The 26,669-nt window shown below is 60.3% G+C and carries 22 protein-coding genes and 3 pseudogenes; 8 read left to right on the top strand and 17 right to left on the bottom strand.

Annotation, left to right across the window (positions count from 1 at the left end; translation table 11 throughout):
* Window positions 1-211 precede the first annotated feature (211 nt).
* A pseudogene (locus QP752_RS10540) lies at window positions 212-1,069 on the top strand (ADP-ribosylglycohydrolase family protein).
* A gap of 382 nt (window positions 1,070-1,451) precedes the next feature.
* On the opposite strand, the gene QP752_RS10545 reads toward QP752_RS10540, so the two are convergent.
* The 5 genes from QP752_RS10545 to QP752_RS10565 all read right to left on the bottom strand — a co-directional run bounded on the left by QP752_RS10545 (window position 1,452) and on the right by QP752_RS10565 (window position 5,732).
* Complete coding sequence (locus tag QP752_RS10545; RefSeq protein WP_284805463.1) at window positions 1,452-2,390, bottom strand: amino acid ABC transporter permease; 939 nt, start codon at window positions 2,388-2,390, stop codon at window positions 1,452-1,454.
* Complete coding sequence (gene gluC / locus QP752_RS10550; RefSeq protein WP_070478673.1) at window positions 2,390-3,076, bottom strand: glutamate ABC transporter permease GluC; 687 nt, start codon at window positions 3,074-3,076, stop codon at window positions 2,390-2,392. Before gluC ends, QP752_RS10545 begins: the two co-directional genes overlap by 1 nt.
* Before the next feature lie 22 nt (window positions 3,077-3,098).
* A complete protein-coding gene (locus tag QP752_RS10555) occupies window positions 3,099-3,965 on the bottom strand; it encodes a glutamate ABC transporter substrate-binding protein (RefSeq protein ID WP_070361657.1) in 867 nt (288 codons plus the stop codon).
* A 16-nt stretch (window positions 3,966-3,981) separates the two neighbouring features.
* Window positions 3,982-4,710: a glutamate ABC transporter ATP-binding protein GluA gene (gene gluA, locus QP752_RS10560; RefSeq protein ID WP_284805464.1), complete on the bottom strand. Its 729-nt coding sequence runs from the start codon at window positions 4,708-4,710 to the stop codon at window positions 3,982-3,984.
* A gap of 392 nt (window positions 4,711-5,102) precedes the next feature.
* On the bottom strand, window positions 5,103-5,732 hold the full coding sequence (locus QP752_RS10565; protein ID WP_284805465.1) for a hypothetical protein: 630 nt from the start codon (window positions 5,730-5,732) through the stop codon (window positions 5,103-5,105).
* A 119-nt stretch (window positions 5,733-5,851) separates the two neighbouring features.
* On the opposite strand from QP752_RS10565, the gene QP752_RS10570 reads away from it, so the two are divergent.
* The gene (locus tag QP752_RS10570; RefSeq protein ID WP_284805466.1) at window positions 5,852-7,219 is read left to right on the top strand and encodes an AAA family ATPase; all 1,368 of its coding nucleotides are present in this window, start codon (window positions 5,852-5,854) and stop codon (window positions 7,217-7,219) included.
* A complete protein-coding gene (locus QP752_RS10575; RefSeq protein ID WP_284805467.1) occupies window positions 7,216-7,836 on the top strand; it encodes a hypothetical protein in 621 nt (206 codons plus the stop codon). Before QP752_RS10570 ends, QP752_RS10575 begins: the two co-directional genes overlap by 4 nt.
* A gap of 207 nt (window positions 7,837-8,043) precedes the next feature.
* Here the strand turns inward: QP752_RS10575 and QP752_RS10580 are convergent, their stop codons facing one another.
* The 5 genes from QP752_RS10580 to QP752_RS10600 form a co-directional block, all read right to left on the bottom strand.
* Window positions 8,044-8,775, bottom strand: a complete 732-nt coding sequence (locus QP752_RS10580; RefSeq protein ID WP_284805468.1) for a nitroreductase family protein — start codon at window positions 8,773-8,775, stop codon at window positions 8,044-8,046.
* A gap of 23 nt (window positions 8,776-8,798) precedes the next feature.
* Window positions 8,799-11,612 carry an FAD-binding and (Fe-S)-binding domain-containing protein gene (locus tag QP752_RS10585; protein ID WP_284805469.1) on the bottom strand — a complete coding sequence of 938 codons (2,814 nt, stop codon included), beginning with the start codon at window positions 11,610-11,612 and terminating at the stop codon, window positions 8,799-8,801.
* Between the two features lie 12 nt (window positions 11,613-11,624).
* A complete protein-coding gene (locus tag QP752_RS10590; protein ID WP_284805470.1) occupies window positions 11,625-11,936 on the bottom strand; it encodes a hypothetical protein in 312 nt (103 codons plus the stop codon).
* 4 nt (window positions 11,937-11,940) lie between these two features.
* Window positions 11,941-13,293: a TRAP transporter large permease subunit gene (locus QP752_RS10595; protein WP_256005759.1), complete on the bottom strand. Its 1,353-nt coding sequence runs from the start codon at window positions 13,291-13,293 to the stop codon at window positions 11,941-11,943.
* A 170-nt stretch (window positions 13,294-13,463) separates the two neighbouring features.
* Window positions 13,464-13,979: a PepSY domain-containing protein gene (locus tag QP752_RS10600; RefSeq protein ID WP_256042065.1), complete on the bottom strand. Its 516-nt coding sequence runs from the start codon at window positions 13,977-13,979 to the stop codon at window positions 13,464-13,466.
* A 98-nt stretch (window positions 13,980-14,077) separates the two neighbouring features.
* Here QP752_RS10600 and trpB point away from each other — a divergent pair, with 98 nt between their 5' ends.
* The gene (gene trpB / locus QP752_RS10605) at window positions 14,078-15,421 is read left to right on the top strand and encodes a tryptophan synthase subunit beta (RefSeq protein ID WP_070975406.1); all 1,344 of its coding nucleotides are present in this window, start codon (window positions 14,078-14,080) and stop codon (window positions 15,419-15,421) included.
* 1,081 nt (window positions 15,422-16,502) lie between these two features.
* On the opposite strand, the gene QP752_RS10610 is transcribed toward trpB, so the two are convergent.
* Both QP752_RS10610 and QP752_RS10615 read right to left on the bottom strand, forming a co-directional pair.
* Window positions 16,503-16,751 carry a hypothetical protein gene (locus QP752_RS10610; protein ID WP_256042063.1) on the bottom strand — a complete coding sequence of 83 codons (249 nt, stop codon included), beginning with the start codon at window positions 16,749-16,751 and terminating at the stop codon, window positions 16,503-16,505.
* 9 nt (window positions 16,752-16,760) lie between these two features.
* Window positions 16,761-18,008 carry an inorganic phosphate transporter gene (locus QP752_RS10615; RefSeq protein ID WP_284805471.1) on the bottom strand — a complete coding sequence of 416 codons (1,248 nt, stop codon included), beginning with the start codon at window positions 18,006-18,008 and terminating at the stop codon, window positions 16,761-16,763.
* A 187-nt stretch (window positions 18,009-18,195) separates the two neighbouring features.
* Between QP752_RS10615 and QP752_RS10620 the strand changes: the two genes are divergently transcribed.
* Both QP752_RS10620 and QP752_RS10625 read left to right on the top strand, forming a co-directional pair.
* Window positions 18,196-18,981, top strand: coding sequence for a Fic family protein (locus tag QP752_RS10620; protein ID WP_284805472.1), 786 nt, complete (start codon window positions 18,196-18,198; stop codon window positions 18,979-18,981).
* Window positions 18,978-19,469, top strand: coding sequence for a hypothetical protein (locus QP752_RS10625; RefSeq protein ID WP_284805473.1), 492 nt, complete (start codon window positions 18,978-18,980; stop codon window positions 19,467-19,469). The genes QP752_RS10620 and QP752_RS10625 overlap by 4 nt, the downstream gene beginning before the upstream one ends.
* A gap of 434 nt (window positions 19,470-19,903) precedes the next feature.
* Here the strand turns inward: QP752_RS10625 and QP752_RS10630 are convergent, their stop codons facing one another.
* The 3 genes and pseudogenes from QP752_RS10630 to QP752_RS10640 all read right to left on the bottom strand — a co-directional run.
* The gene (locus QP752_RS10630; RefSeq protein WP_284805474.1) at window positions 19,904-20,665 is read right to left on the bottom strand and encodes a hypothetical protein; all 762 of its coding nucleotides are present in this window, start codon (window positions 20,663-20,665) and stop codon (window positions 19,904-19,906) included.
* Between the two features lie 301 nt (window positions 20,666-20,966).
* Window positions 20,967-21,872 (bottom strand): Abi family protein, encoded by a 906-nt coding sequence (locus tag QP752_RS10635; protein WP_284805475.1) that lies wholly within the window; start codon window positions 21,870-21,872, stop codon window positions 20,967-20,969.
* A 299-nt stretch (window positions 21,873-22,171) separates the two neighbouring features.
* Window positions 22,172-22,390, bottom strand: a pseudogene (locus QP752_RS10640) (IS256 family transposase); the annotation flags it as partial.
* Window positions 22,391-22,625: 235 nt separating this feature from the next.
* Here QP752_RS10640 and QP752_RS10645 point away from each other — a divergent pair.
* Window positions 22,626-24,335 (top strand): RNA-directed DNA polymerase, encoded by a 1,710-nt coding sequence (locus QP752_RS10645; protein WP_070975400.1) that lies wholly within the window; start codon window positions 22,626-22,628, stop codon window positions 24,333-24,335.
* A gap of 153 nt (window positions 24,336-24,488) precedes the next feature.
* Here QP752_RS10645 and QP752_RS10650 read toward each other — a convergent pair.
* A pseudogene (locus QP752_RS10650) lies at window positions 24,489-25,710 on the bottom strand (ISL3 family transposase).
* Between the two features lie 133 nt (window positions 25,711-25,843).
* On the opposite strand from QP752_RS10650, the gene QP752_RS10655 reads away from it, so the two are divergent.
* Complete coding sequence (locus QP752_RS10655; RefSeq protein ID WP_284805476.1) at window positions 25,844-26,221, top strand: histidine phosphatase family protein; 378 nt, start codon at window positions 25,844-25,846, stop codon at window positions 26,219-26,221.
* On the opposite strand, the gene QP752_RS10660 is transcribed toward QP752_RS10655, so the two are convergent.
* Window positions 26,218-26,643: a hypothetical protein gene (locus QP752_RS10660; RefSeq protein WP_070975399.1), complete on the bottom strand. Its 426-nt coding sequence runs from the start codon at window positions 26,641-26,643 to the stop codon at window positions 26,218-26,220. The genes QP752_RS10655 and QP752_RS10660 overlap by 4 nt on opposite strands.
* Between the last annotated feature and the right edge of the window lie 26 nt (window positions 26,644-26,669).

Here is a 26,669-nt window from a genome sequence, read left to right on the forward strand (position 1 = left end):
TGCCAAAGGACGCAACCCCCTTTTCACGACCTGGACTTTTACCCCCTCTCCCAACAGGAATTGCGTCCTTTGGCACTGGTACCCCAACCTCGAACATAGTTTCGCCTCATACGCCTGCCGTGTCGGGTCTCGTTCGTATCCTGATGGTTGCAACCACCAAAGAAAGGAACCCATCATGGATCAGTCATTACGCGCGCGGGCCCGCGGCGCCATGTACGGCCAGATCATCGGCGATAACCTCGGCGCGATCGTCGAGTTCTCCTCCCCCGCGCAGATTCGGCGCAATTTCCCGGATGGTGTCCGCGAGCTGACTGGTGGCGGCCCGTTCAATGTCGCGCCGGGCCAGGCCACCGACGACTCTGAGCTGGCGCTGGCGCTCGCCCGCAGCATGGTGCGCTGCGGCGGGTATGAAGAAAAGGACGTGTTCGAGTCGTATGTGCGGTGGGCAGCGTCGTTTCCGCCGGATATCGGTAATACGTGTGCGGCTGCGCTTCGGCCACCGTTTGCGCCGAACTCAGCTAGCAAGTCGAATGGTGCGTTGATGCGGGTCAGCCCGATTGCCATCGCGTACGCGCACGACCCGCAGCTCGCCGGCGACCACGCCCGCGCCGACGCTCGCCTCACTCACCCCAACGAGTACCCGGTGGCCATCAACGGTATGTATTGTGAGGCGCTCGCCCGCACGATCAGTGGCCAGGATCCTTGCGAGTCGCTGCTCGCGGCGGCTGGGGATGAGGCGTCGACAATTAGGGAGTTCATGCAGTACCTTCCCGTGGACGTCTATAGCTAGCAGATGGGGTACGTGAAGTTCGCCTTCAATATTGTCTGCTATTTCGTCGCGAACGGTGTCTCCTTCGAGGAGGACCTCGTCGCGATTGTCGGGATGGGCGGCGACACGGACACAAACGCCGCGATTGCCGGCGCGTTCCTGGGTGCGGTGTACGGGGAGGAGGGGATTCCTCGCAGGTGGCGCCACATTATCGACGCCTACTCCACCCACAACGCGAACCGCCCCGAGGAGTTTTCCGTCGAGGACGCCCTCGAACTGGTGGACGCCCTCCTCTCCTAGGCGCGCACCACATTCCCTCGCCAGCCCCCAGCGACCTGGGCTTTTTCAAACCCGGCTGCCAGAATCCAGGAATTTGGTGCATTGCCGATCCTCGCGTACACCACATTCCTTGATTCCAGAAAAGCCTTCGGCGTTTCCCCAGGTCGCCAACGCCACGAGGGAGAATTTGGTGCACTCCCCCTCGCCTCAGTGCCAAAGCACGCAACCCCATTTTCACGACCTGGGCTTTTATCCCCTCCCCCAGCAGGAATTGCGTCCTTTGTCACTCGCACTCGCTGACGCGACACCACATTCCCTCACCGACTCCCAGCGACCTGGGCTTTTCCAAACCCGGCTGCCGAAAACCAGGAATTTGGTGTGTGCACCCCCAAAAACCAAGCCCCTATTCGTCCGGGTTCCGGATCTCCACGTAGTCGGGGTCATGCCAGTCGACGTTGACGTTGTCCTTGGTGTCCAACCCCTGGTCAGCGAGTTCGGGCACCTTGGCGAAGATGTTGCGGCGGGCGCGGCCGGCGCGCAGTTGGCGTTCGACGCGTTGGGCGAGGACGGTGAGTCCCCAGTTAATGAGGATCATGATAATGGCCACGACGGCCAGCGAGGCGAGGAAGTTCTGGTTGGCGGATGCGCTTTGGATGCCGGAGCGGACCACTTCGACGTAGCCGATTTGGTAGCCGAGTGCGGAGTCTTTGAGCGCGATGATCATTTGGGCGATCAGGGCTGGCAGCATGGCGGCGATGGCTTGGGGCAGCAGGATGGTCCGCATGGTTTGTGGGTAGGTGAGGCCGAGTGCTTCGGCGGCTTCGGTTTGGCCTTTGGGGAGGCTCTTGATGCCGGAGCGGAGGATTTCGGCGATGACGGACCCGTTGTACATGGTGAGCCCGAAGACGACGGCGGCGAACGCCAGGTGCTTTGGCGGGGCGAGGTGGTAGATGGCGAAGAGTTGGTAGGCGAAGATCATGAGGAGGAGCACTGGGATGGCGCGGAAGATCTCGACGATGACGCCACACACCCAGCGCAACGCCTTATTGCGGGAGAGCCTGCCGAGGCCGAGGAGGATGCCGACGGCCAGCGCGAGCAGGATGGATGCCACCGCGGCTTTGAGGGTGCCCATGAGGCCGGGGAGGATGTAGGTGGTCCAGGTTTGGGAGTTGAGGAACGGGGTCCATTTCGCGGCGGCGAGTTGCCCGTTGGCCTGCAGTTTCCAGAAGACCCATGCGGCAATTGCGAGGCAGACGACCAGGCTGATGCCGGTGAGGATGCGGTTGGTGCGGCGGCCGTTGGGGCCGGGGACGTCGTAAAGTACTGTTGCGCGGACGCTCATTATTTTTTCACCGCCATGCGTTCGGAGAGGGCGCCAAGGGCGAGGCCGGTTGGCAGGGTGAGGATGATGAAGCCGAGTGCGAAGATCCCGAAGATGGGGAAGAGCATGTTGGCGTGGTTTTCGATGGTGGATTTCATCAGGAGGGATGCTTCGGCGACACCGATTGCGGATGCGATGGTGGTGTTTTTCGTCAGCGCGATGAGCGTGTTGCCGAGCGGTACGATGGCTGCGCGGACGGCTTGGGGGAAGATGATGTTGCTGAATGTTTGGCCGAAGCTGAGTCCGAGGGATCGGGCGGCTTCGGCTTGCCCGAAGTGGACGGTGTTGATGCCGGAGCGCAGCGATTCCGCGACGAACGCCGAGGTGTAAATGATGAACCCGAGTACGGCGAGGCGGAAGTTGTTGTCTACCAGGAAGGTCGCGGACTCTCTATCGGCGAGGGTGATGCCGAGGTTTTGGTAGAGCCCGAAGGAGCAGAAGATGATGATGAGGGTCAGCGGTGTGTTGCGCACGACGTTGATGTAGAACGTGGACATCGCGCGCAGCACGGGGATGGGTGCGACTCGCATCGCGGTGAGGATCGTGCCCACAATCATGGAGCCGATTGCGGAGTAGATGGTGAGCTTGATGGTCAGCCAGAAGGCTGCCCAGAGCTGCGGGCCCAGGTCGGACCAGAGTGTGGACATGATGTTCCTGCCTTAGGGGGTCTTACTGTTCGATGAAGGAGAGGTCGCCAGGGGTGCCGGCGTCGACTGCGTCGTCGCCGCCAAGGTTCTTATCGACGAGGGCGTCGAACTCCCCGGACGTTTGCAGTTCCTTGAGCGCGTTGTTGATGGCGTCGGTGCCTGCGGTGTCGCCCTTTGCCAGGCCGATGCCGTAGTACTCGTCGGTGAATGGCTTGCCGTCCTTGGTCATTTCGACGACCTTGAAGTCGCCTGGGGTTTGGGCGGAGTAGCCGAGCAGGATGGTGGCGTCGGTGGTCATGGCGTCGATGTTGCCTTGGCGGAGTGCTTCAACGCAGGAGGAGTAGGTGTCGTACTCCTGGAGTTGCACGCCTGGCAGGGCGTCCTTGACCTTCTGGGCTGGGGTGGAGCCGGTGACGGAGCAGAGGATCTTGCCGTCGAGGTCTTCGAGGCCCTTGATGTCGGTGTTGTCGTTGCTGACCAGGAGCGCCTGGTGCGTGACCAGGTACGGCCCGCCGAAGTTGACGGACTCGGAGCGGCCCTTGTTGATGGAGTAGGTCGCCGCGATGGCGCCTACCTCGCCGTTCTGGATGAGGGTTTCGCGCTGTGCGGATGGGCTTTCGCGCCAGGTGATGGTCGGTTCTGCCCAGCCGTTCGCCTTCGCGATGTGGTTGACCACGTACGTCGCCACGTCGACGTCGAGGCCGGACATGGTGCCGTCCGGGTTGCGCAGGCCGAGGCCCGGCTGGTCATACTTGGTGCCCAGGGTGACCTGGCCGGATTCGATCTGGCCGAGGAGGTCGGTGCCTTCGCCGGCACCGCCGCCACAGGCGACGAGGGTTGCGGCAGCAGCGGAGAGCGCGGCGGTGAGTGCGGCGTAACGGATGTTCATGGTGTTGTCCTTTCGGTTAGTGGGCCAGGATTTTGGCCAGGAAGTCTTTCGCCCTGTCGGTTTTCGGGTTGGTGAAGAACTCTTCGGGTGTGGCGTCTTCGATGATCGCGCCGTCTGCCATGAAGATGATGCGGTCGGCGACGCGCCGGGCGAAGCCCATTTCGTGTGTGACCACGAGCATCGTCATCCCCTCGTTGGCGAGGTTGGCCATGACATCAAGCACTTCATTGACCATTTCGGGGTCGAGGGCGGAGGTGGGCTCGTCGAAAAGCATGACTTTGGGTGACATGGCGAGCGCCCGCGCAATCGCGACGCGCTGCTGCTGCCCACCCGACAGTTGCGCCGGGTACTTGTCCGCCTGATTCGCGATGCCCACGCGGTCCAGCAGCTCAATCGCCCGCTTCTCGACGTCCCCCTTCCCCTGCTTCCGCACCTTCAACGGACCAAGCGTCACGTTGTCCTTGATGGTCAGGTGCGGGAACAAGTTGAAGGATTGGAACACCATCCCGACGTCCGCCCGCAACTTCGCGAGGGCCTTGCCCTCTTCCGGCAGCGGAACCCCGTCGATGGTGATGGTGCCTTCGTCAATCGTTTCGAGCCTGTTGATCGTGCGGCACAGCGTCGACTTCCCCGACCCCGACGGCCCGAGCACCACCACAACCTGGCCTTTCGGCACAGTAAGGTTGATGTTTCGGAGCGCGTGGTAGTCGCCGAAGTGCTTCTGTACTCCCGTAAGTTCAATCATGGCTTCACTGGAGCTATTGCCCGACCCACTCTGGGCAGTGAATGTGCGTTGTGTCATATCGGGCACGTTAGTGGCCTGGCGCACACTTTGTATAGTGTTTGCGTGCTTTTCGCTCGAAAGTTCACCCCCACTCCCCGAACTGCGCGCCTAATTCCTTTCCGGTTCGCAGCCGACCTGGGCTTTTGCTCTCACCCCCACCGCCCCGGCGCACCACATTCCCGTTTTCCGCCAGACCCCCTCGGCGTTTTCCCAGGTCGCAAATTCCGAGCGAGGGAATTTGGTGCCCCCTCACCTCAGTGCCAAAGGACGCAACCCCCTTTTCACGAACTGGGCTTTTACCCTCTCCCCCAACAGGAATTGCGTCCTGTGGCACTGGCTCCCTTAAAGAGCTCCTAGAACGGCAGCTTCGGCGCCAATGCGGGGAAGACCACCGTCACGAGCGCGGCCGCGCCGAGCGCTACTGCGAGGAAGATCCCGGCGAGTGGGCCAGCGACGCTGAGCCAATCGTGCATCTCTGCTGGGCTCACATCTTTAATGCTACTTCCTTCGCTGTTGCCGATTGACCCGGTCTGCTTTGGTCCAGTCTGCTTTGGACGTGGGCTTCGGACTACTCTCCCCTTGTAGTCCTCGCGCTGAGAGCAGGCTTTCAGGGCAGGCTCGAAAGCGCGAAGGAACTTGAGCTGGGAGTTGAGCTGTTTAAGTTGTTGTTCGTCGGCTGTGCCGTTGGTGGTGGCGTCGAGTAGTTCTGAGCGCTGCTTGGTGAGTGCGGCGACCTCCTGATCGAGGAGTGTCAGCTTGTCCGATGCTTCTTGCGGCGTTACCAGCGCGAATGCCTCGCGCAACCCGGCCTCCGAAAGTGCTTTCTTGGGTGCGATGGTGCTTGCTTTGAGACTGGGAAGCTCGTCGTCGAACAGGGTGAACGCGCAGGTACCGTTCTGGTACTTAGCGTTGGCGGCGTTTGCCGGTGTGGCGGTGGTAGCCAGCATGGCTACTGCGGTTACGGAAGCAATGATTCGCTTCATGTGGTGTCCTTTCCTGTCGGGGAACCTGATGGTTCAGGTTCTTCAAGAGTTTGACGCTGCGTCGCGCGCTTTGGTTCCATCGCGTCTTTGACTAGCTAGGCGTGGGTTAGTATTTCGGTATGCTTACCCGCTTTGAAGTTGATGGGTTTAAGAACCTGCGCAACCTAGCTATCGACCTCGGCCCATACACCTGTGTCGCCGGGGCGAATGCTATTGGTAAATCTAATCTTTTCGACGCTCTCCAGTTCCTAGCGCTCACTGGGTCGCGGACGTTGAATGAGGCTGCCATCAAGATCCGGGGTAATGGCGGGGACGTGCGCGATATTTTCGCGCCGGGTGGCAAGATGTCGTTTGCTGCAGAGATGATTACGGAGAAGGAGTTTGAGGATTCCTTCGGCAAGTCGATTACTGCTGATCAGACGTATCTCCGGTATGAGGTTGATCTTGAGCTGCGGGACGTGACTGTTGGTAACAATAGGAATGTTTCCAGCATTGTTGTCACCCGTGAGGAGCTAAAACCGCTCACGAAGGCGGATGCTCGAGAGAAGCTGGGTTGGGCAAAGAAAAGCTTTGTTGAGTCTGCGATCATGGGCGGACGTCGAAAAGCGTTTATTGAGACGAGTGAGCAGGAACGACAAATCCATGTGCGGCATGGAAGTCAGGGAAGGCCGTCGTTGGTGTCGCTGAGCGGGGATGCGCCGGCCCGTACTGCGCTGTCGGTGTATGGGCAGCAGGACCAGTATCCGGTGATTATGGCGGCGCGCCGGGAGCTGGATGCGTGGATGTACCTTTCCCTTGAGCCGAGTGCCATGCGCGCGCCGAGCGAGGCGTTGGCTCCCGACTTTATTAGTGCGAAGGGCGGGAACCTGCCGAAGACGTTGGATCGTCTTGTGGGGCAGTCGCCGGATCATGATGTGCTTGCGGAGCTTGCTGACATCGTCGGAGATCTTGTCGATGTGCGCAGCGTTACGGTGGACTTTGACGAGGCACGCCAGGTGTTTACGCTGCAGGCGCAGGTCGGTAATGGCGGTGTGGTGTCTGCCCGTTCTCTTTCTGACGGGACGTTGCGCTTCCTGGTCCTAGGCACGATCTTGCTTGACTCCGGTGGGAGCCGCCTGATCTGCTTCGAAGAGCCCGAGAACGGCATTCACCCGTTAAAGATCCAGGCGATGTATTGGCTGTTGCACAATTTGAGTGTGGATCCTGAGGAAGCAATTGGGGCGGAGAATCCGCTTCGTCAGGTCATCGTGAATACCCATTCACCAGCATTTTTAGCGCTGCACAAGGACAATTTTGACGAGCTGTTGCTGGGGTCGAAGGATCCGATGAATGGCTCGCTGGTCCTCACCCCGGTGGTGGCGGAGGGGAGCTGGAGGAAGTCGAAGGTGAAGGCTTCGGCTGCGAACGTTGAGGAGCTTCTTCGCGAGTCGTTTCCGGAGCTCAACTTCCGGGAGTTCTTCGCGGTAGAAGATGAGGGGGATCAATGAGTAGACCACTGTACTGTTTGCTCGTTCGCGAGGGTACCAGCGACGATGGCTTGATGAGCCCGCTCAAGGCGCTCCTCATCGATCTCGGATTCGGGGCTGACTCCCAAATTGTTGCTCAGCCTTTCGCGGGGTCGAAGCGCACGGCTGATGTCCTTCAGCTCATCATGGATCAGGGTCAAACGCCTGACATTGTTTTTGTTCATCGGGATGCAGACAATGACGGCTATGAGCGCCGTGAGCTTGAAGTCCACCAGGCGTCCGAAGAGGTCAGCCCGGAGTTCGCGGTTGTTCCCGTTGTGCCGGTGAAAATGACTGAGGCGTGGGTGCTCCACGCACTGCACAGTCCGCAGTATCAGGCACAGCTGGGGATCAACATTCCTGCGAAGGATCTGCCAGCCAGGAAAACTATCCCGAATGTTGCGGCGAAGGATCGGCTAAAACAGCTTCACGACGCCCACTTCGCCACCCGCGGGCGCCGAAAGCGAAAGCACGATTCCCGCTTCACGACGGACCGGTCCCGTTGGGTCGAGGCACTCACCAATGTGAGCTTCTTGGAGGGGTGCGAGTACTTCGAGCGCTTGCGCGACGAGATCCTCAGCGCACAAACAGGCCTCTAGCCTCACTCACTCCCTCCCGATGGGACACCACATTCCCTCCCGTACCCCCGCCGACCTGGGCTTTTCCAAACCCGGCTGCGAATCCAGGAATTTGGTGCGCTCCCCCTCACCCCAGTGCCAAAGGACGCAACCCCTTCTTCGTGACCTGGGCTTTTACCCCCTCATCCAACAGGAATTGCGTCCTTTGGCACTGGCACCCCCAAAAAACTAGATCTCGAACCCCTGCCTCCTCGCTACGTCGAGGGACCCATCCTGTGGCACGGCGTGCGTCGGCAACCCTGCGCGGACTTGGCGGAAGAACTTGTCGGATCTGCGATTTTTGTCGCGGAGGTCGTAGTAGGTGGTCATCTCCTGGTCGTATTCCCCCAGCGCCTCGGACCAGCTCGCGGGGGCCTGGTAGGTGTTTTCCATGACGCGCAGACGCGCCGGGATGCGTGGTTTGAGCTGCGGTTCTTGGGCGGGCCAGCCCAGGGTCAGCCCAACGACTGGGAAGGTAAAGCGTGGCAGTTCCAGCAGGTCAACGACGGCTTGGAGGTCGTTGTGGATGTTGCCGAGGTAGTTGGCTCCCATCCCGAGTGACTCCGCCGCGTTGACTACGTTTTGGGCCATGAGGCAGGCGTCGGTAAATCCTTCGACGAAGGGGCGGGTGTGCCCGGCGGCTGAGGGGTCGTCGAGCAGCGCGGCGTTGCGCGCGGTGTCCACGATGAACAGCAGGTAGACGGGCGCGCGCCCGACGTATTCCTGCTGCCCGATCTCCGCCAGCCTTCGCTGCAGGTCGGCGTCGGTGACGTGGATGATGCTGGCTTGCTGCAGGCCGCGCGAGCTCGCTGTGCGCATCGCGACCTCGAAGAGCTGGTCCAGCACCTCCTTATCGACGCCCCTCCGCTCAAACTCGCGGATCGTCCTGTGCTGTAGCTGGTGTTCGATGGTGTGGTTCATGCCCACACGCTACTCGAAATCGGCTACCCGAGCTCCTCCCGCAGCACATCGCGCACGATTTCGGCGACGTGCTGCGCCTGGGTGCCCGTGCCCTGCTCGACTTGGGTGCGGCAGGAGAATCCGTCGGCGACGACGGGGCCGTCGTGTTCCCTCACGCGCGGGAACAGTTCGCGTTCTCCCAGCTCCAGCGACATTTCGGCGTGGCCGTCTTCGAAGCCCCAGTTGCCGGCGAGGCCGCAGCACCCGGTTTGGATCTGTTCTTCGTCGTAGCCGAGCGCCGCCAGGATCAGGGAGGACTGCTGCGGGTCGCCGAGTGACTTCTCGTGGCAGTGCACTTGGGTGAGGATGCTTCCGCTGTGCTTGCGCACCTTGCCGTCGGCGACGAGCTCCTGGATTTTCGGGGCGACGATTTCGGCGAAGGTGTGGGTGGCTTCGGCGAGTTCGCGGACGGCGGGGTCGGCGGTTTGGGTGGTGGCGTCGTGTTGCAGCATGACGGTGCACGACGGCTCCAGCGCGACAACCTGCAGCTCTTGGTCGAGGTACGGCTTGAGCACGTGCGCGGAGTGCTCAAGCACGCGCCGCGTCATCGCGAGTTGGCCGGTGGAGTGCCAGGTCAGGCCGCAGCACACGAAGCCGTCGGGGATGATGACCTCGTAACCGAGCATCTCCAGCGTTTCGACGGCCGCTCGCGCCGGGCCGGTGTTGAGTTTGTTGTTGAAGCTGTCTGGCCACAGCACGATCCGCTCACGCGAACCAGCAGCACCGCCAGCAGCACCCGAACGCTTCTGCGCCCACTTCTGCAGCGACTCGGGTGCGAAGCTGATGAGCGGCCGCCCGGTGTCCACGCCGCCGAGTTTCGCGACGGCCGTCGAGACGCCGGGGGCGTGGAGGGCCCAGTTCGTGATGCGTGGCACGAGCGGGAGTTTGTGGGCGATGTGGCTGAGGATTGGCAGCCAGCCCATGAGGTAGTGCACGCGGGGGCGGACGCGGCCGGCGTAGTGGTCGTTGAGGAACTCTGCTTTGTAGGTGGCCATGTCAACGTTGACGGGGCATTCGGAGGCGCACGCTTTGCAGGAGAGGCACAGGTCGAGGGCGGTGGTGGCGTCGTCACCTGTGATGGTTTCGCCGCGGAAGAGTTCGGAGAGGATGCGGGCGCGGCCGCGGGTGGAGTGGATTTCGTCGTGGGTGATTTGGAAGGAGGGGCACATGGAGCCGTCCATGGAGCGGCAGGCGGAGACGCCGACGCAGCGGTTGACGGCGTCGGTGAAGCTGCCGTTGTCGCGTGGGAAGAGTTGGACGGGTGTGATTTCGTGGGTGCGTTGGGCGGGTTCCATGCGCAGGCCGTCGGTGACGGCGTCGGCCCAGACGAGGACGCCGGGGTTCATGATGCGTTGCGGGTCGAAGAGCAGTTTGAATTCTTCGAAGATGGCGCGCATTTCGGGGCTGTACATGGTGTGCAGCAGGGATGAGCGTGCGCGGCCGTCGCCGTGTTCGCCGGACAGGGACCCGCCGTGCTTGGTGACGAGTGTGGCGGCGTCGTTCATGAAGTTGTTGAAGTTGGTGATGCCCTCTGTTGAGTGGAAGTCAAAACTGATGCGGACGTGGACGCAGCCTTCGCCGAAGTGGCCAAATGGGATGCCGCGGTAGCCGTAGGTGTCCATGAGGGCGTAGAGTCCGCGCAGGTAGCTGGCCAGGTTTTCGGGCGGTACGGCGGAGTCTTCCCAGTTGGGCCAGGCTTCGCCGCCGTCGGGGAGGCGGGTGACGGTGCCTGCGGAGGCTTCGCGGATGCGCCACAGCGCGCGGGCTTCGGCGTGGTCGCTGACGACGACGGCCCCGGTGTGTTCGACGGTGGTGGTGAGTGCTTCGGCGGCGGCGATGGCTTCTTCGAGGGTGTCGCCTTCGGTTTCGCAGTAGAGCCAGCCGCCGGCGTGGGGTTGGCCGGGGAGGTTCTCGCCGGCGTGTTCTTGCCCGTTTTTGCTGCGTAGCGCGTCGAGGAGGTCGCCGCCCATGCCTTCGATGGTGGCGACGCCGGGTTGGCGCAGTTTGGGGGCGGCGTCGGCGGCGGCGAAGACGTCCGCGAAGGACAGCACGGCCAGCGCGGTGTACTTCGGCTTATCGACGAGCCTCACGGTCATCCGCGTAACCACCCCGAGGGTGCCTTCGGACCCGGCGATGGCTTTGGCCATGTCGGTGCCCACGTAGTGCAGTCCGTACCCGGAGACTTGGCGCGGGAAGCGCCCGAGTTCCCGCTGGATCAGTTCCTGGTTTCGGGTGTAGAGGTCGGAGAGGGCGTCGTGAAGCGTGGGGTCGTCGCAGCCGTCGGCGCTGAAGGTGACTTCCCTGCCGTCGGCGAGTGCGAGCGTGATGTCGACGAGGTTGTCGGCGGAGGTACCGTAGGCCACTGAGTGGGAGCCGCAGGCGTTGTTGGCCACCATGCCGCCGATGGTGCAGCGGGAGTGGGTGGAGGGGTCGGGACCGTAGGTCAGGCCGTGGGGTGCGGCGGCGTCGCGGAGTTGGTCGCAGATGACGCCGGGTTCCACGGTGGCCGTTTTGGCATCCGGGTCGATGTCGAGGATGCGGTTGAAGTAGCGGGAGGTGTCGATGACCAGGCCGTCGCCGATGGCGTTACCAGCCACGGAGGATCCACCACCACGCCCTACGATGGACCAGCCGCGTTCGCGTGCGTAGGCGATGCCGTCGAGCACGTCTTGTGCGCTGCTGGGTTCGAGTACTGCGGCCGGGACGCGTCGGAAGAGTGATGCGTCAGAGGAGTAAGCGGCCCGGGTTGGCATGTCTTTGCGGAGCTTGGCCCGGATTGCGTGTGGCGTGGTGTTCATGCGTGTCCTCTATTATTCTGCGCTGTTTTCGTCCCGAGCATCGTCGCGGTGCTCGCGGAATTGCACTTCTTTGTCGCGTTGGCGTTGTTCGCGTTGTGCTCGGAGCGCTTCGGGGCGGTAGCCGAGTACGAATGCGGATACTGCACAAAGTGTAGCTGCGCCGAAGACCCATGGCGCGAGCGCCGCTTTGGCGCCGGTGATGGTGTCACCGCTGCCGGTGACGAGTCCGACCGCCTGAATGCCGACGAGTGCGAGCCCGCCGAGGAGGAATGCGGCGAGGAAGACGTAGAACAGGATGGAGAAGAGCTTGAAGATTGAGTTCATGGTGTTACGCTCCTGGTACGTAGACGGGGACCATGCCCATGCCGACGAGCCACGCCAGCAGGATCATCGGCAGGACGAAGTAGATGATGAGCGGGATGAACATCTTGGTCGGGTTGGCTTCCGCCATCGCGGCCGAGAGGTAGATCGGCGCGCCCACGGGTGGCGACGCCCCCTCCGTCGAGGTGCACAGCAGGGTGACGACGATCGCCACCGTCGGGTCGATGCCCACCGCGGTGAGCGCCGCGACTGCCGGGGCACCGATGGCGGCTGCCGTCGCGGTGGAGGACAGTGGGGTTGCCACGACGACGGCGAGCACGCCGACGACGAGGATCATGACCCACTTCGGCAGGTCCATTGCCCCAAGCGTGTTGGAGAGCTGGTCGCCCACACCGAGTTCCTCCATGATGGACGCGGCCGCGAGCGCTGCGAACAGCGAGATGCCGACGGTGGCGAAGCTCGGTAGGTCACGGACGATTTGCGCCCTGAACTGGGCGTTGTTGCGGCGGATGCGGCCGGCGCCCTCGATGAGGGCGATGAGCGTGATCAACACCGGAACCCACACGATGATGGAGATGGCCTTGATGCCGTCCTCGCCGACGCCGGTGGAGTTTTTGAACCAGTTGGCCAGCGGGCCGATGGTGAGCAGCACCGGGATGATGATGCCGAGGAAGATCGACGGCGAGCGCCACCCCTGCGCCCACGCCTGCCCGAACGGCACGATCTGGTCTTTTGGTGTTTTGGGAATGCGGTCCTTCTTGGTCCAGAAGAACACGACCGCCAGGCGGTACAGCACTGCGTACGCGCCGGCGCAGGCCAGCGCCACGTACACCTGGCTTGCCGACGACGCCGCAGCCGCCGGCATCGCCAGAATGATGAACATGGTGGAGTTCGGCGGCAGCGCCACGCCCAGGCCGGAATTACCGGCGACCAGCGTCGCTGCCCTGTTGGAGGAGAAGCCGGTCTGCTTCATCCACGGGATGGTCACGGAGCCGACCGTGGCGGAGTTGCCAGCGGTCGATCCCGCGATGAGTCCCATCATCGCCGAGGCCAGGGTGGACACGTAGCCCGCCCCGCCGCGCAGCCGACCAAAGATCGAGTTCAGGATGGTAATTAGCCTGTCAATCAAGCCCGTCGACTGCACAATGATCCCCATGAACACGAACGCCATACCGGCGAACGTGACCTCCGAGGAGACGGCCTTTTTAATTCCCAGCCACAGCAGCTCTGGCGCCCTCGTTCCGCCGACGAGCGCCACGCCGACCAGGCCGATCAGCAGCGCTTCTGCAATATTGCGCTTTAGCAAAACATTGAACACAACCGTGATCGCGATGAACACTATCAACGCAACGATGCCCATGTTCACTCCCTTCAACTCCAATTAGTGACGCGGCACACATTACGCGCTGCATGTTGCTGTAGCTACAAAATCCAACTAATTATCGACGCCCCTCCTCCCCCATCAACGCAAAAACCCGGGCGGGTGCGTTGTTGCACCCACCCGGGTTTGACCCCCGGTAGCGGTAATCCTTACTTCGCCGGCACGTTCACTTCGGCCAGGTCGGAGCCGTCCGGGTTATCGATGCTGACTTCCCACTGCAGTACGCCGTTGTCTTCGTCGAGTTCGGCGGAGTCGAGGATGCCGTCGTGCTGGCTCAGGGCGTCCTTGATGGCGTCTTCAATGGCGACGGTTGCCTGGCCCGCCTTCGCGACGTCCTCGGCGTCCTGCTCGGACTCCTTTTCCATCACGTGGTTGCCGTCGACATGCAGCTCAACGATCTTGTCCTCTGCCGCGACCTTGACCTCGAAGGTGTTGGTGTTGTTCTCGCGGTCGATGGCAATGACGGTGCCGAATGGTCGCGCCGCCTCAATCGCGTCGTACGCGGCGTCGTTGGTGGCCTCGCCCGCGCTTTCCGACGCTACGCTGGTCGCCACCGTGGTCTCCGGAGCCTCCGTCACGGTCTTCGTCGCTGGTGCCTCGTCCGTGCCGTTCGAGCAGCCTGCGAGCAGTGCCGCCGCGGCCAAGACTGTCAGTGTGCGTTTCATGATTGCTCCTTCGTTCGGGTTCAGAAAGCCCCCACACTACCTGTTTTGGAGGTAGAGTGTCGCACAACAAAGGTTCACAAACGCGGAGGAAATTCACCATGACCGATGTGGAAAAGATCGAGCGCGACACGCTTCTACCTGCATATTTCGGAGAGTTCGGCGGACAGTACGTGCCCGAGCCGCTCTACCCGGTGCTCGATCAGCTGGAGCGCGCCTTCGTCGAGGCCCGCGAGGACAAAGAGTTTCTCGACGAGCTCTCGCGCCTCCAAGCGAAGTTCCTCGGCCGACCGACTCCGGTCTATGAATGTGCCAACCTGCCGAGGGTTGGGTCGTCGAAAATTTTCCTGAAGCGTGAAGACCTCGCGCACGGCGGCGCCCACAAGGGCAACCAGGTGCTGGCGCAGGCGCTGATCGCGAAGCGGCTGGGCAAGAACCGTCTCATCGCGGAGACCGGCGCCGGCCAGCACGGCACCGCCACTGCCATGGTCGCAGCGCTGATGGGTATGGAGTGCACGATTTACATGGGCGCGCAGGATGTCGCCCGCCAGCAACCGAACGTGCGCCGCATGCGCCTGATGGGTGCGACCGTCGTCCCCGTCACCAACGACGCCGGCGGCTCCATGTCCAACGCCATCGACATCGCCCTGCAGGACTGGGTCGAGCACATCGACTCCACCCACTACGTCCTCGGCTCCGCCTGCGGCCCCCACCCATTCCCGACCCTGGTCAAGGAGTTCCAGGCCGTCATCTCCCGCGAGTCCCGCCAGCAGATGCTCGAGGACACCGGCCGACTCCCCGACGCCGTCATCGCCGCCGTCGGCGGCGGCTCCAACGCCATCGGCGCCTTCGCCGAATACCTGAAGGACGAGCCCGGCAACGCCGACGTCAAACTCATCGGCGTCGAACCCGCCGGCGAAGGCCTGGACACCGACCGCCACGGCGCGCCGCTCAACCACGGCAAGCTGGGCATCCTGCACGGCTCCCGCTCCTACATCGTCACTGGTCAGGACGGCGAAGTCCTCCCCGAGTCCTTCTCCGTCTCCGCCGGCCTGGACTACCCAGGCGTCGGCCCCGAGCACGCCTACCTCCGCGAGATCGGCCGCGCCCAATACGTCGCCGTCACCGACGAGGACGCCCTCCAGGCCTTCCGCCTGCTCTCCCGCTACGAGGGCATCATCCCCGCCCTCGAGTCCTCCCACGCCCTGGCCTACGCCCTGAAGCTCGCCGAAGTCGCCGACGCCGACGGCCACGAGCTCAACCTGCTGGTCAACCTTTCCGGCCGCGGCGACAAGGACCTCGACTACGTCTACAACATCCTCGGCGACCAACTCTTCGACGACCCCGAGCAAGCCCCCATCGGCGACCTCCACATCAGCGAAGTCCTCGCCTCCATGACCAGCTCCTCCAACGAACGCGAGGCCGGCCACACCGTCGCCCACTAGTTTTGGGTTCTTGAGGGTCCCTCGTGGGGCCCTTTTTTCTTCCCGCGCCTGCCTGCGCGTTCCCTGTGCATGGCCTGTGCACCACATTCCCTTTGGACGTTGCGGCGACCTGGGCTTTTCCGCCCGCCCCCTCCCAAAATCCCGGAATCTGGTGCGCGCCTCCTCGCAGCAGTGCCAAAGGACGCAATTCCATCTGCCGGATCCGGCAAAAGCCCAGGTCGTGAAAAAGGGGTTGCGTCCTTTGGCACTCACTCGGTTGGGAGGGACACCACATTCCCTCCCGCCCAACCTGCGACCTGGTCTTTTGTCTCGGCACTTTCCCGAAATCCTGAAATCTGGTGCGTCCAACCCCCTCACCAACGCAAAAACCCGCACCCCCAGCCACGAAAGCTAGGGGTGCGGGCTCAAACCCATTTGCAATTATGCCCGTGGAAGGACTGCGAGCGGTAGCACGTCGATGCCGGTGGCAACGCCGTTGTTCTCGTCGCGGAACCACGTGCGGATTTGGTTGATCAACTGCATCATGTGGGTCCCTCCTTTCAAAGTGTGAAGGTTGTTAACCTTCTGTTCACGTTGAGGTAACTCTAGGGCCACAAAATTAGTTTGTCAACACCCACTATTGGCGTGTCGCAGGTATTTCTGGAACGAGCCCCGGTGGCCAGCACACTCATTTCCCCAGGCTTGAGCCGAAGAGCAACAACTCGTTTATGGTGGGGTATGACATGAAGCAACCCAATGCCTCCATGTCAGCGTAAAGGCGAAGCCCCTCACCCGCCGCCAAGCAAAGTGAAGGGCTTCGTGAGACTAGTTAGTCGGCCAACCGGTCAGCTCGCGGACAACATCCGCGAGCAGTTTGGCCACTAACGCCATAAAGGTCCGGATCGTAATCGCACCGATTGCTATCCGGGCCTTTCCCTGATTCTCGGGCAATCAGGCTCTACGGCTGAACCGCAGAAATACCCCGATCCATTCAAAGCGTGGGATTAGAAGCGTGCGATGCAGGTCGCGCATTCGCACCGGCCCGGGTCGATTTTCGGCGACCAGCGTCGCACTCCTTTAACACCTCGACCGGAACGAAAACCTACAGGAACGGGTACGGGTCCCACCCGGTGAAGTATTCGATCCGTTCGCGCGCGATCAGCAAAATGGCGGCGACCACGGCGACCAGCACGATCGCCAAAAAGACCCAGCCAACGACCCGCCGCACTCCGCTCGCCGCCGTGCCGTCTTCGGCTGGGGACAGGAAGTGGATGCTCATCGAAAACAGGGTGGGCAGCCCGGCGCCGAGGAGCAGGCCTACGCCGAGGACCATGAGTAGTGATTTCAGCATTGGTGTCTCCTATTTGCCCAGGTGGTGGTTGAGTCCGTGGGTGGTGTCGACGATGTGCGCGGGCCCGGTCGGTCCGGTTTGGGGGCCTTCGGGGCCGTCGATTGGGTCCCAGTCGTCGTTGACGTTGTCGCGGTGTACGGGCTGCAGTTGCGCGCGGTAGAACATGTATCCGCCGCCGATTGCCAGGATGACGGTGAGGAGGATGCCTCCCCAGACGAGGTCGCCTCCAATTGTCGACGCCCACTTCGCCACCCACAACGTGACGAAGGAGATGGCTGCCGCGATCGGCAGTGTGGTGATCCAGGCGAGCGCCATCCTTCCGGCGACTCCCCAGCGCACCTCACCCTTTGGGCCCGTGAGCCCGGAGCCCATGATGGAGCCGGTGGCGACGTGGGTCGTCGATAAGGCCATGCCGAGGTGGGAGGAGGTGAGGATGATTGCTGCCGACGATGTTTCGGCGGCGAGGCCCTGCGGCGGGTGGATTTCGACGAGCCCTTTGCCCAGTGTGCGGATGACGCGGAATCCGCCCGAGTAGGTGCCGATGGCGATGGCCAGTGCGCACGCTGCTTGGATCCAGAAGGGCATGGTGTGGTCCGCGTCGAATTGCCCGGCGGCGACCATGGCGAGGAAGATGACGCCCATGGTTTTCTGGGCGTCGGACGTGCCGTGCGCGAGCGCGACGAGTGACGCGGTGCCGACCTGCCCCCAGCGGAAGTAGGTGTCGCGGTGCTCGTGTTCGGCGTTGGCGGTGAGTCGGTAGACCAGCCACGTCGCGACGGCCGCGATGATCCCCGCGACGAACGGCGCAAACACGGCCGGCAGGATGATTTTGTCCAGGACGCCTTCCCAGACGACGCCTCCCCAGCCAATCGCCGCGATCGCAGCACCGATCAGCCCACCGAACAGCGCATGCGAGGACGATGATGGAATCCCGTACAGCCACGTGAACAGGTTCCACATGATGGCACCGGTCAGCCCGGCGAACACCACGAGCAGCAGCTTCTCGGATTCGATGGTGTTGGACAGATCGAACCCGTCCAACTTCACGATGCCACTCGCCACCGTCTTCGCCACCGCCACCGACAGGAACGCACCTATTAAATTAAGGACGCCCGCGAGCGCCACCGCCGTTTTCGGCTTGAGCGCCCCCGTCGCGATGGATGTGGCCATCGCGTTCGCCGTGTCGTGAAAACCGTTCGTGAAGTCGAAGAACAGTGCCACGGCGATAATCAGAATCAGAAGGATAGTGATACTCACAACCTGGCATTATTCTCCTCCCCCGCCGGGAATGAAACTCTTTTCCACTTTTTACCTATTGTTCACCTCCCACCAGGCCTTTTCCCAGCCCGTCCGCCGGTTGTTCACCTTCTGGGGGCTGGCGTGGGGGTGTGTTCGTGTTAGAGTCTGTGCCAATGAGGACACGCCGAGGTTGGGGAGGTGTACCGTGAACGATTCCGCTGCGTACGTTCCTTTTCCGGCGTTTGCTGAGTGGTCCAACCAGGCGAATGGGCATGGGGCGTTTGAGCGACTTGCTGCCGAGTTTCGGCGTTTTGGGGCGGAGCAGCGTGCTCGCTATTCGCGTGAGTCGACGCGCTTTGCTGCCGTCGATACGAATGCGATTGAGGGGGTGTTTCGTTCGGATCGTGGTTTTACGTATTCGGTGGCGAAGCAGGCGCATGGTTGGGAATCTGCGATGGAGGAGCGCGGTGTCCATGTGCGGCCGTCGTTTGAAGCGGCGATGGACGGCTACAACTTGGCGCTTGATGTGGCTACGTGCCGCTGGCCGTTGACGGAGGCGTTGATCCGTCGCCTGCACGAAACGATCATGGCGAGCCAGAAGCAGCCGCTGCAGCGTGGCGTGTATAAGTCCCAGCAGAATTCCCCGGTGCGCCCGGATGGTTCGCAGCACGTGTATGCGTCCCCGGAGGAGACGCCGAGTGAGATGCGGCGGCTGGTGGAGCAGTGCCGTTTGGATGAGTTTGTGGCGGCGCATCCGGTGGTGCAGGCGTCGTATGTGCATTATGCGTTTGTGTGCGTGCACCCGTTTGCTGATGGCAATGGGCGTGTGGCGCGCGCGTTGGCGTCGGTGTTTTTGTATCGGGATCCGGGCATCCCCCTTGTAATTTCGACGACCAGAAGCACCACTACTACGACGCCCTCGAGAGCGCCGATGCGGGTGTGTTTCGCCCGTTCATTGATTTCATTGAGCAGCGGGCGATTGACACGATGAACGTCGCGATGGTCGAACTCGGCGGCACGGATGACGTCGATTCCGCCCTCGCTGACCTCGGCGATGCCTCCGCGCTCCGCCTCGCGGACATGGTGTTCACGGAGCTCGAGCGCCAGTTCGGTGCACTCCAGCACCCTCTTTTCGACGCCACCATCGCCCGTACCTGCACCACTCCAACCTGCGCCGATACCGGCTACCTCCCCGTCATTTCCGACGCCGACGGCTTTTCCTTCTCCCTCACGCCGACCTCATCTTCCGGCTCCCAAGTGACCGCGAACTTTAGCGTGTTCGCCGACCCGCAGGCTACCGATCGTCCCGAATACATCGTGACTTGTACGTATGCGCAGCCATCTGGCCGTCCTGGTCCACGGAACCTGGAAGTGTTCCGTCGCGAGCTCACCCCGGACATCAGCCTGAGCCTGACTACCCGCATCCGCGCCTGGTCAACGGCCGTGCTCGCCGACGCGGTGCGGGCGTTCAAGGGGTAGCTCACCCCTGTTCACTCACCACTGTTAGCTCACCACGGCAACCCGACAAACACGAACGGCACGACCGAGACCAAGCGCGACAGCCCCGACCTGGTTCTCCGCGTGGCACGCCTCCTGTGCGCTCAAAGCGTTCGATTGGAAGCGTGCGATGCAGGTCGCGCTTTCTCACCCAGCCTGGCCGATTTTCCGCGACCTGCATCGCACTCCATTAAGCCCACGCTTTTAACCCAGCTCGAGAGGGCGCCAGAGGCGCACAAGCAACTAAGGGAGCTTCCTGGGCGTTAGCTGTGCACCACAACCCAGCACGAGAGGGCAGCAACCTGGGAAAACACAAACGAGGCAAACAGGAAACCCGGATTTTGGTGCGCCCGCCGCCCAACCGAACACGAAAAAACTCCCCTACCAGCGACCTGGAGGGGAGCCCAAGAAACTAACTACTGCACCGCCACGAAGGACTTGCCTGAGAACATGTCTGGCGAGACCGCCAGCACGCCGTTCTCGATTCCTTCCGAAGGTACCGCGATAGCAATGTTGCCGGTGGTGCTTGCGCCTTCGTACAGGGTGGTGATCTGGTCGAACGCGTCCGGGGCGACGGCGAGGCTGTCGTGGGCGGCGAACGTGTTGCCGTCGGCGGAGACGTACGCAACCGAGCCGAGTGGGATGGATCCTTCTGGGTCGTTGCCGGTGTAGGTGGCGGTGACGTTGATCAGGATGTACTGCTGGCCGTCGGAGGGGGCGTCGTTAAATGGGTTTTCGGCTATGACGGCGTCGGTGGCGTTGAGGTCGACGCTGTTGATGGTGTAGGGCCATTCTTTGGACTCGACGGTGGAGCCCATCGGCAGCGGGTTGTCGCGGCTCGTGCCTTGCGCGTCCTTGCCCTTGTTCTCGATGGTCTTACCATCCGGGCCGGTCTGGGCGGGAGGTGCGTTGAGTGCTTCGTCGGCGGCGTCGGTAACGTACGCCAGGAACATGACCGGCGCTACAACCGCACCCACCATTGAGACCACGATCGCTGCGATGCCCATGCCCTTCTTCTTGTTCTTCATGAACAGGGACACGATGCCCAGGATGAACGCGATCGGCAGCAGGATCCACCCCGCGATCAGCGCGCCCTTCACGCACGCGAGAATGAGTCCGAGGATCGCGACGATGAGGGCGATAATGCCCAGCGTGTTCTTGGTTTTCTCAGGCTGCATAGGCTGCGCTTACATAGGCGGCACTGGCTGCTCTGGTGCCGACGTTTGGTACGGGGATGGGTGGCCCTGAGGCGTTGGTTCGGGCTGTTCGGAGTGTGGTCCAGGTTGAGTCATGAATGCTTTCTTTTCCTGCCAATAGGCTTACGGTTAAATGTGAAGTTCCTTCACTAAAGCTCGTTTTTGGGTTAGTCAATGAGCATGGTGAGACCGTGAGCCAAGCTGTACTTTTCGACGCCAGCTTCGCTCCGCGAGCCGCTTCGCCGGACACGAACGCATCGCGTTGGTGGAAGAACGCAGCACTCTAAGAATGGCGGGGGTGCGTGATGCCGTGGTGGAAGGCCGGGGAGTCTTCGACGAGTTTCAAGTATCCATCTAGGAACCCGGATTGTAGCTTTGTCCGCTCCAGGAAGAAGTCGAGCGCGATGATCACTGCCATAACTGAATTGGCGTCGTAGGTACCACCGAGACGTTCGTTTGCTCTCTGCTTCGCGCCGCGAGGTATGGAGGGTTGATCGAGCACATAGCTGTTCCAGAGACGGGATGAGTGTGCACACTTATTCCTGGTAAAGGTGAATGACCGCATTTGCGTGGCAAGGAATGGTCTACGTACTTCCAAAATCTTGCAGGTTTCGCTGTAAACCTCGTTATCGTCATTTCGGAACTGAATAGCTTTGGAGAGCGTTCCAAGAGAAAGGGCCTCTACGGCTGCCCAAACTGGAACATCCTTTTTCCAATCATTATCTGTTCGCGAAGTATCGTCGCGGTATTTCTGTATAAAAGGTTCCCTCGAGCGCTCTAGTTCACTGGCAATAAGAAGCTCGGTTGCTAGGACTCTGTTGTTCTTCGGGGGTCTGTAGGCGTTGGTCTGGAGATACTGTTCATAGGGCGAATGCAGTGAGCACTCGCTGAGGGAAAATGCGCTCCTAATAGCAACTTCCGCAGTTTGGATTCCTCGTAGGAGGTAAGTACGAAGCGTTGAGTCCAAGTAATAGATATCGGCTATTTCATCCCAATGCGTTCCCGGTTTAAACGTGGTGTCGCCACTGGCTAAGTCAGTTTGAAAATAGCGCATGTAGCCCGAGAAGCGGTAGTAGTTATGGCGCGTCAGGAATGTCTGCGTTTCATTTCTCGGAGGAAGAAGTAGGCCCCGTTTTTCTAGTAAGGATGCTTGCTGCTCGACAGGGAAAAATATTTTACGTCGGTTCATCGAGCTAGAATATCAAAAGCCCCCCTCTCATATGACGCTGTTCTAATGAGAAGCTCGGAGGGGGTTTCTGTTGTAAACATTATAAACGTTACTGAGTAGACATTGTCAACTCAGTTGACAATGTCTACTTCTCGACGCCCGCTCCGCCACTCACCTCGTCCCCTGGCACACCTGTTGGTCACCATCACGCTGCCTCTCCCCCAGTTGCTCGGACCAGCTCAGGTTGTGTCCTCTAGTGTGGTGTATCTGTAGCCCGCTGCGCAGTATGCTTGTGTTAGATGTTGCTGGGCTTTGGCGTTGCGGTCGGAATGGCTGTAGCCCAAGTGCGCATCCATCTCCGCCTGTAGACCAGCGTTGATCGATGCCTGTAGCAGGCCTTTGACCAGCTCGCTTGCATCATCAGCGGAGGCCGACAGTTCGCTGATCAAGCTGGCGAGCTCAGGGTTTTCCATCAGCTTCTCGCTGATCTCGTTGACCCTCGCCGGGTCATGGCTTTTCTTCGGTGACACCGTAGTCATTATCGGTGAAACTCCTTCTAGATCAGAGCCTCACACACAACCTTCCTGACACCCTCATCTATTACTTCTTGACGCCAGCTTCGCCCACCGCAATTCTGTTCGGGAGCAAAAGAAAGCGCTGAACACCACCTTCAAGGAAAGCAATTGTTTTTCGACTAAAAGTCCGGATCGCCACCCCTCCTGTGCTTATGATTGTTTTCTCAGAAGGAATCAAAATTGGCGAAGGGATCCGGTCTTGACCACTTCAGCTGTCGACGAAAAGACAATACTCTTCAACGCAATTTTTAGGAGGCAGTGGCTAAACTTCATCAACAAATACCCTGCCTTGCCCCCGATCATTTCAACCGAATCTTTCACAAAAGACCTAATGGATGCGCTAGCATCCATTCCATCCATCGCGGACCCATCGAATGGCGATTCTAAGGCTAGACGGTGCGATTTTGTGGGGCCGTGCGGCTATCAAGTAGTTCGATTCGATGGAAAGGTTCGGTTCTTAGAATTTCCCCACCCGTGGCCTTACGCCAAGCTGGGTAAGGTACTAATCGACAAATGGGATAAGCTAGGACAGCTTTGCGACACAGAGGAATCTCTCCTGAGGCCACGCTTCGATTCAAATTCAAGTCGAATAATTGCGTTTAACTATGGCGATAGAGAAGACGAATGGCTGTCGGCCCTGGACGAAGCCGCGCCATTCGTAAATGGGCGCTCCTCGTTCGATGAACCAAGGGTGCTAGCCCTAGACATAGCCAATTTCTTTCCCTCGATCTATACGCACGCGTTGGACTGGGCGATCTCCAAAGGAAGATTTAATGCGAAAAAATCACTAGGCAGCTCGATAGATTACGCATACACACATGTGCGTAATAACCGCACGGATGGGGTGTCTATCGGTCCGATCACTTCTAATATCGCGGCTGAAATAATTCTTAACGAACTCGACAAATACCTACAAGACGCGAAGCGCAAGGGCGAGCTCGATTTTCGCCGTCACGTAGATGACGTCGAAATTTTGATACCAGCGTCAACCGATCCATCGGAACTGATCAGCGATATTTCGATGATCTTGAAGAAATACTCACTAACACTTAACCACACTAAACAATCTTACTCGACGGTTTTTGACTTCCTCGCGAACGATATCGGCACTATCGCTAATCAGTTTCTAGAAACATGGCGCGAGTTCCCATCTCGAGGAAAACTAAAAGTCTTTATTGTGGAAATACATCAGTTCTCCCAAAAGCACCAAAAAATGTCATTACCTAGGTACTTATGGCCGAGTCTGCTCACAAAGGCCAAAGAAGCAGGTCTCTTTTACGAGTTCTTGGTCGAATCTATGTATCTTCTCCCGATGCATCCAGAATTAATCCAAGGCTATACCCAGACAATTGCTGACTCGCCCGAGCTGATACCCAGAATCGCGAAATCTCTATCTGTGAAGGAGTTCTTGACAAAACTATTCCGAGATTCGCTTCGCATTGGGTCTGTCGAGTTTACATGTTGGCTGATTTACCTTTCGGAGCTCTTGACCCTCGATCTGAGCCACGTAATCGGCGACTTTGTGCAACAAGTGCTCAGAAAAAATGGCACCGGATCAGCCAGCCAATTCCCGCCCAGCTTGCCATTAAGCGTCTCGGACGCGGAAGCCTTACGGAATCAAATGAACCCCATACTCGCGGTGTGTCTGCTCCACTACTCATATGAGCTCGAAAATCATAACCACGGGGTCTCTAAATTTACTACTAACCTGCGAGAGCTGTTGTGCACCACATATACGACTCCTGGCAACTGGAATGATGCGCGGATGGCCGAGTGGTCACCTGAATGGCCGATCCGGTACGAACTATGTCGCAACAGTGAGATTAGTATTTCCAGCCTCTCCGCAATCGAGAAGAAGTGTTTTGAGATCATGATTGACCACGAATTCAGTTTGCTAGCTCACCCCTGAGCTGCGGGGAAAGAACCATCTAGCGTCGCGGGAGGCTGGCCCGCCAGTGCCAATTTACAGCCCTATCACCGTAGGTCGGTTTCGCCTCTAAAACCGGCTCTTTCGGTTTTAGAGTGCATTGATTTTGTGTCGGATGTTGGCGGCGTGGATCAGCTACCGCAAGATGTAGTGGTCGAGGTTGCGGAATCCCAGGGCGATGCCGCGTAGGAATTCCAGGCGGCCGTTAATCGCTTCGACAGGCCCGTTGGATGCTGCGTGGTCGAAGTAGGCGAGGATGTCTTTGCGGCGCTTGTTCATGGTCCTGCCTAGCTGCGCGATCTCGGCGATCCCGGCGTCTTTGATGTCAACAAGCGTGTCAATGAGCGTGCTCATGGCTTTCTTGGCTGCTTGCTTGTTGGGATTGTTGTAGCAGCTTATGACTTGTTGGTAGTAGGTCCAGGTCTCTTGTAATGGCGCGTAGTCGTCGTCGAAGTCAAACAGTTCCTCAAGCCTTTCGCGCTGCTTGTCGGTGAGTAGGCGCTCGGTGGTCAACAGTGTTTTCCGGTTGCGATAGAGCGGGTCGTTGCTGCGGCCACGTCGGCCTGTTGTTTCTCACTGGAGCCTGGTGCGGCACTTGGTGAGCTTGTCACCAGCCAGGCGTACAACGTGGAACGGGTCCATGACTTGGGTCGCGTTGGGAATGACTTCGCCGGCGGCGGTGGCATAGCCTTGGAAGCCGTCCATGCTGATGATGTTGACCTGATCACGAAACTGCTCGCTTTGATTATTCAGCCATGTTCGCAACGCGTCAGCGCTTCTTCCCGGGCACAACATCAACAAGCCGGGCAGGGCGGACGACGTTTCCATCCTTATCATGGTGGTCGGTCATATCAACGATGACGGTGACGTATCCATCACGCCATTTGCGTCGGTTGTGCGATACGCGATGCTCATCAACACCGATGACCTTGACCCCGTCGAGGTAGTGCTCGTCGTTGTAGATCAAGTCGCGAACAGCAGCTAAGGCTAAGGCATTGGTGGTGTCCCATCCCAGGCCTCATGACTTGGCTGCAGCGGCAACGCTCATCCGATCGAGGCAGAGTCGTTGCAGTATCCAGCGGGTCACCCGGTCCGTGGTCTTTGCATTGTCGGGCAGTCGGGCGCGCAAGCAAGGCCCGCGCGGAAGATCTTCTGCGCGGGCCTTGTTGGTGCACCGGTAGCGTGGAAGGCGCACGTGAATGCGTGTTGGGTGGCCGACGATGGGTAGATCGATCAAGCTGCGGATGACGTGGTCGCGCAATACTCCAGGCTGCCCGAACGTGGGGCATTCGTTGATGGGGTCGATGGGCTCGGCTTCGATGACGGTGACATCGCCGTGTTCTGCAGCCCCGGTGATAGTTACTCCTAGTTATGCGGTGCGGCAGATGGTATCGACGATGACATTTCCGTTAGGCTGCACAGTAGGTCCTTGGTTTGTACGGATGGATTAGACACCCTTATTCCTACAAAGCCAAGGACCCCAATATCTTGTGCCACGCCCGAACCCCCGGCGAACTAATCAATGCACCCTAAAACCGGAAGAGCCGGTTTACTGGTCTCCCCGCCTGCGTGCACAGGTAACCGCCCAACTCGCCGGATTCTCGGACTATCAGGTCACCGAGGACCTCGCCGAGTGGAATTACGGGCAGTACGAGGGAAAGACCCGCCAGGACATCATCGCCACCATCCCCGACTGGCAGATCTGGACCCACGGCCACGCCCTGCGCGTGCTCGCGATGACGTTGCTGGGCATGCCCCTGAGCTTCGGCTCACAGCTCCCCCTCGACACCGCGACCGTCTCACTCCTCGGCCACTACTGCGGCCGCCGCGCACTCAAGAAGTGGAACAGCCGCGTGGGCAGGCTTTAGGCCGACACCTGCGGCAACAGCGTGCCGTCTTCTCGTTCTTCGACGAACGTCACCACAAAATTAAACGTATCAACCGGCAGCTGGAAATCTCCGGGAACGCCCTGACGGTTGACGTACTGAGGCGGCAGCGGGAGCACAGATTCGACCAACTGCTCGACAACCTTGTCGTCGACGCTCGCCACGGTCACAGCCCCCTCGAGCACCTGTCCATTGGGGCCGTGCAGTTGGAAGCGTTTCGGGTACGTCCGCTGCGGAACCGTATAGAAATCAGTGGGCGCGAGAGCTTTCATCATGGCCCGCATTGATTCGGCGTCGCCATTGAACGCATAGGGCTTGACCGCATAGGTCGCTGAAAGACCGCCCTCGGAGTAGAAAACCCACACGTTAAATCCGACTTCGGGATTCGGGCTGGCAACAGACATTCCGCGTCCTTTCTCTCGATGACTGA

Origin of the sequence: Corynebacterium sp. UMB10321 (genome assembly GCF_030228725.1) — a bacterium.
Lineage (GTDB): Bacteria > Actinomycetota > Actinomycetes > Mycobacteriales > Mycobacteriaceae > Corynebacterium > Corynebacterium pseudogenitalium.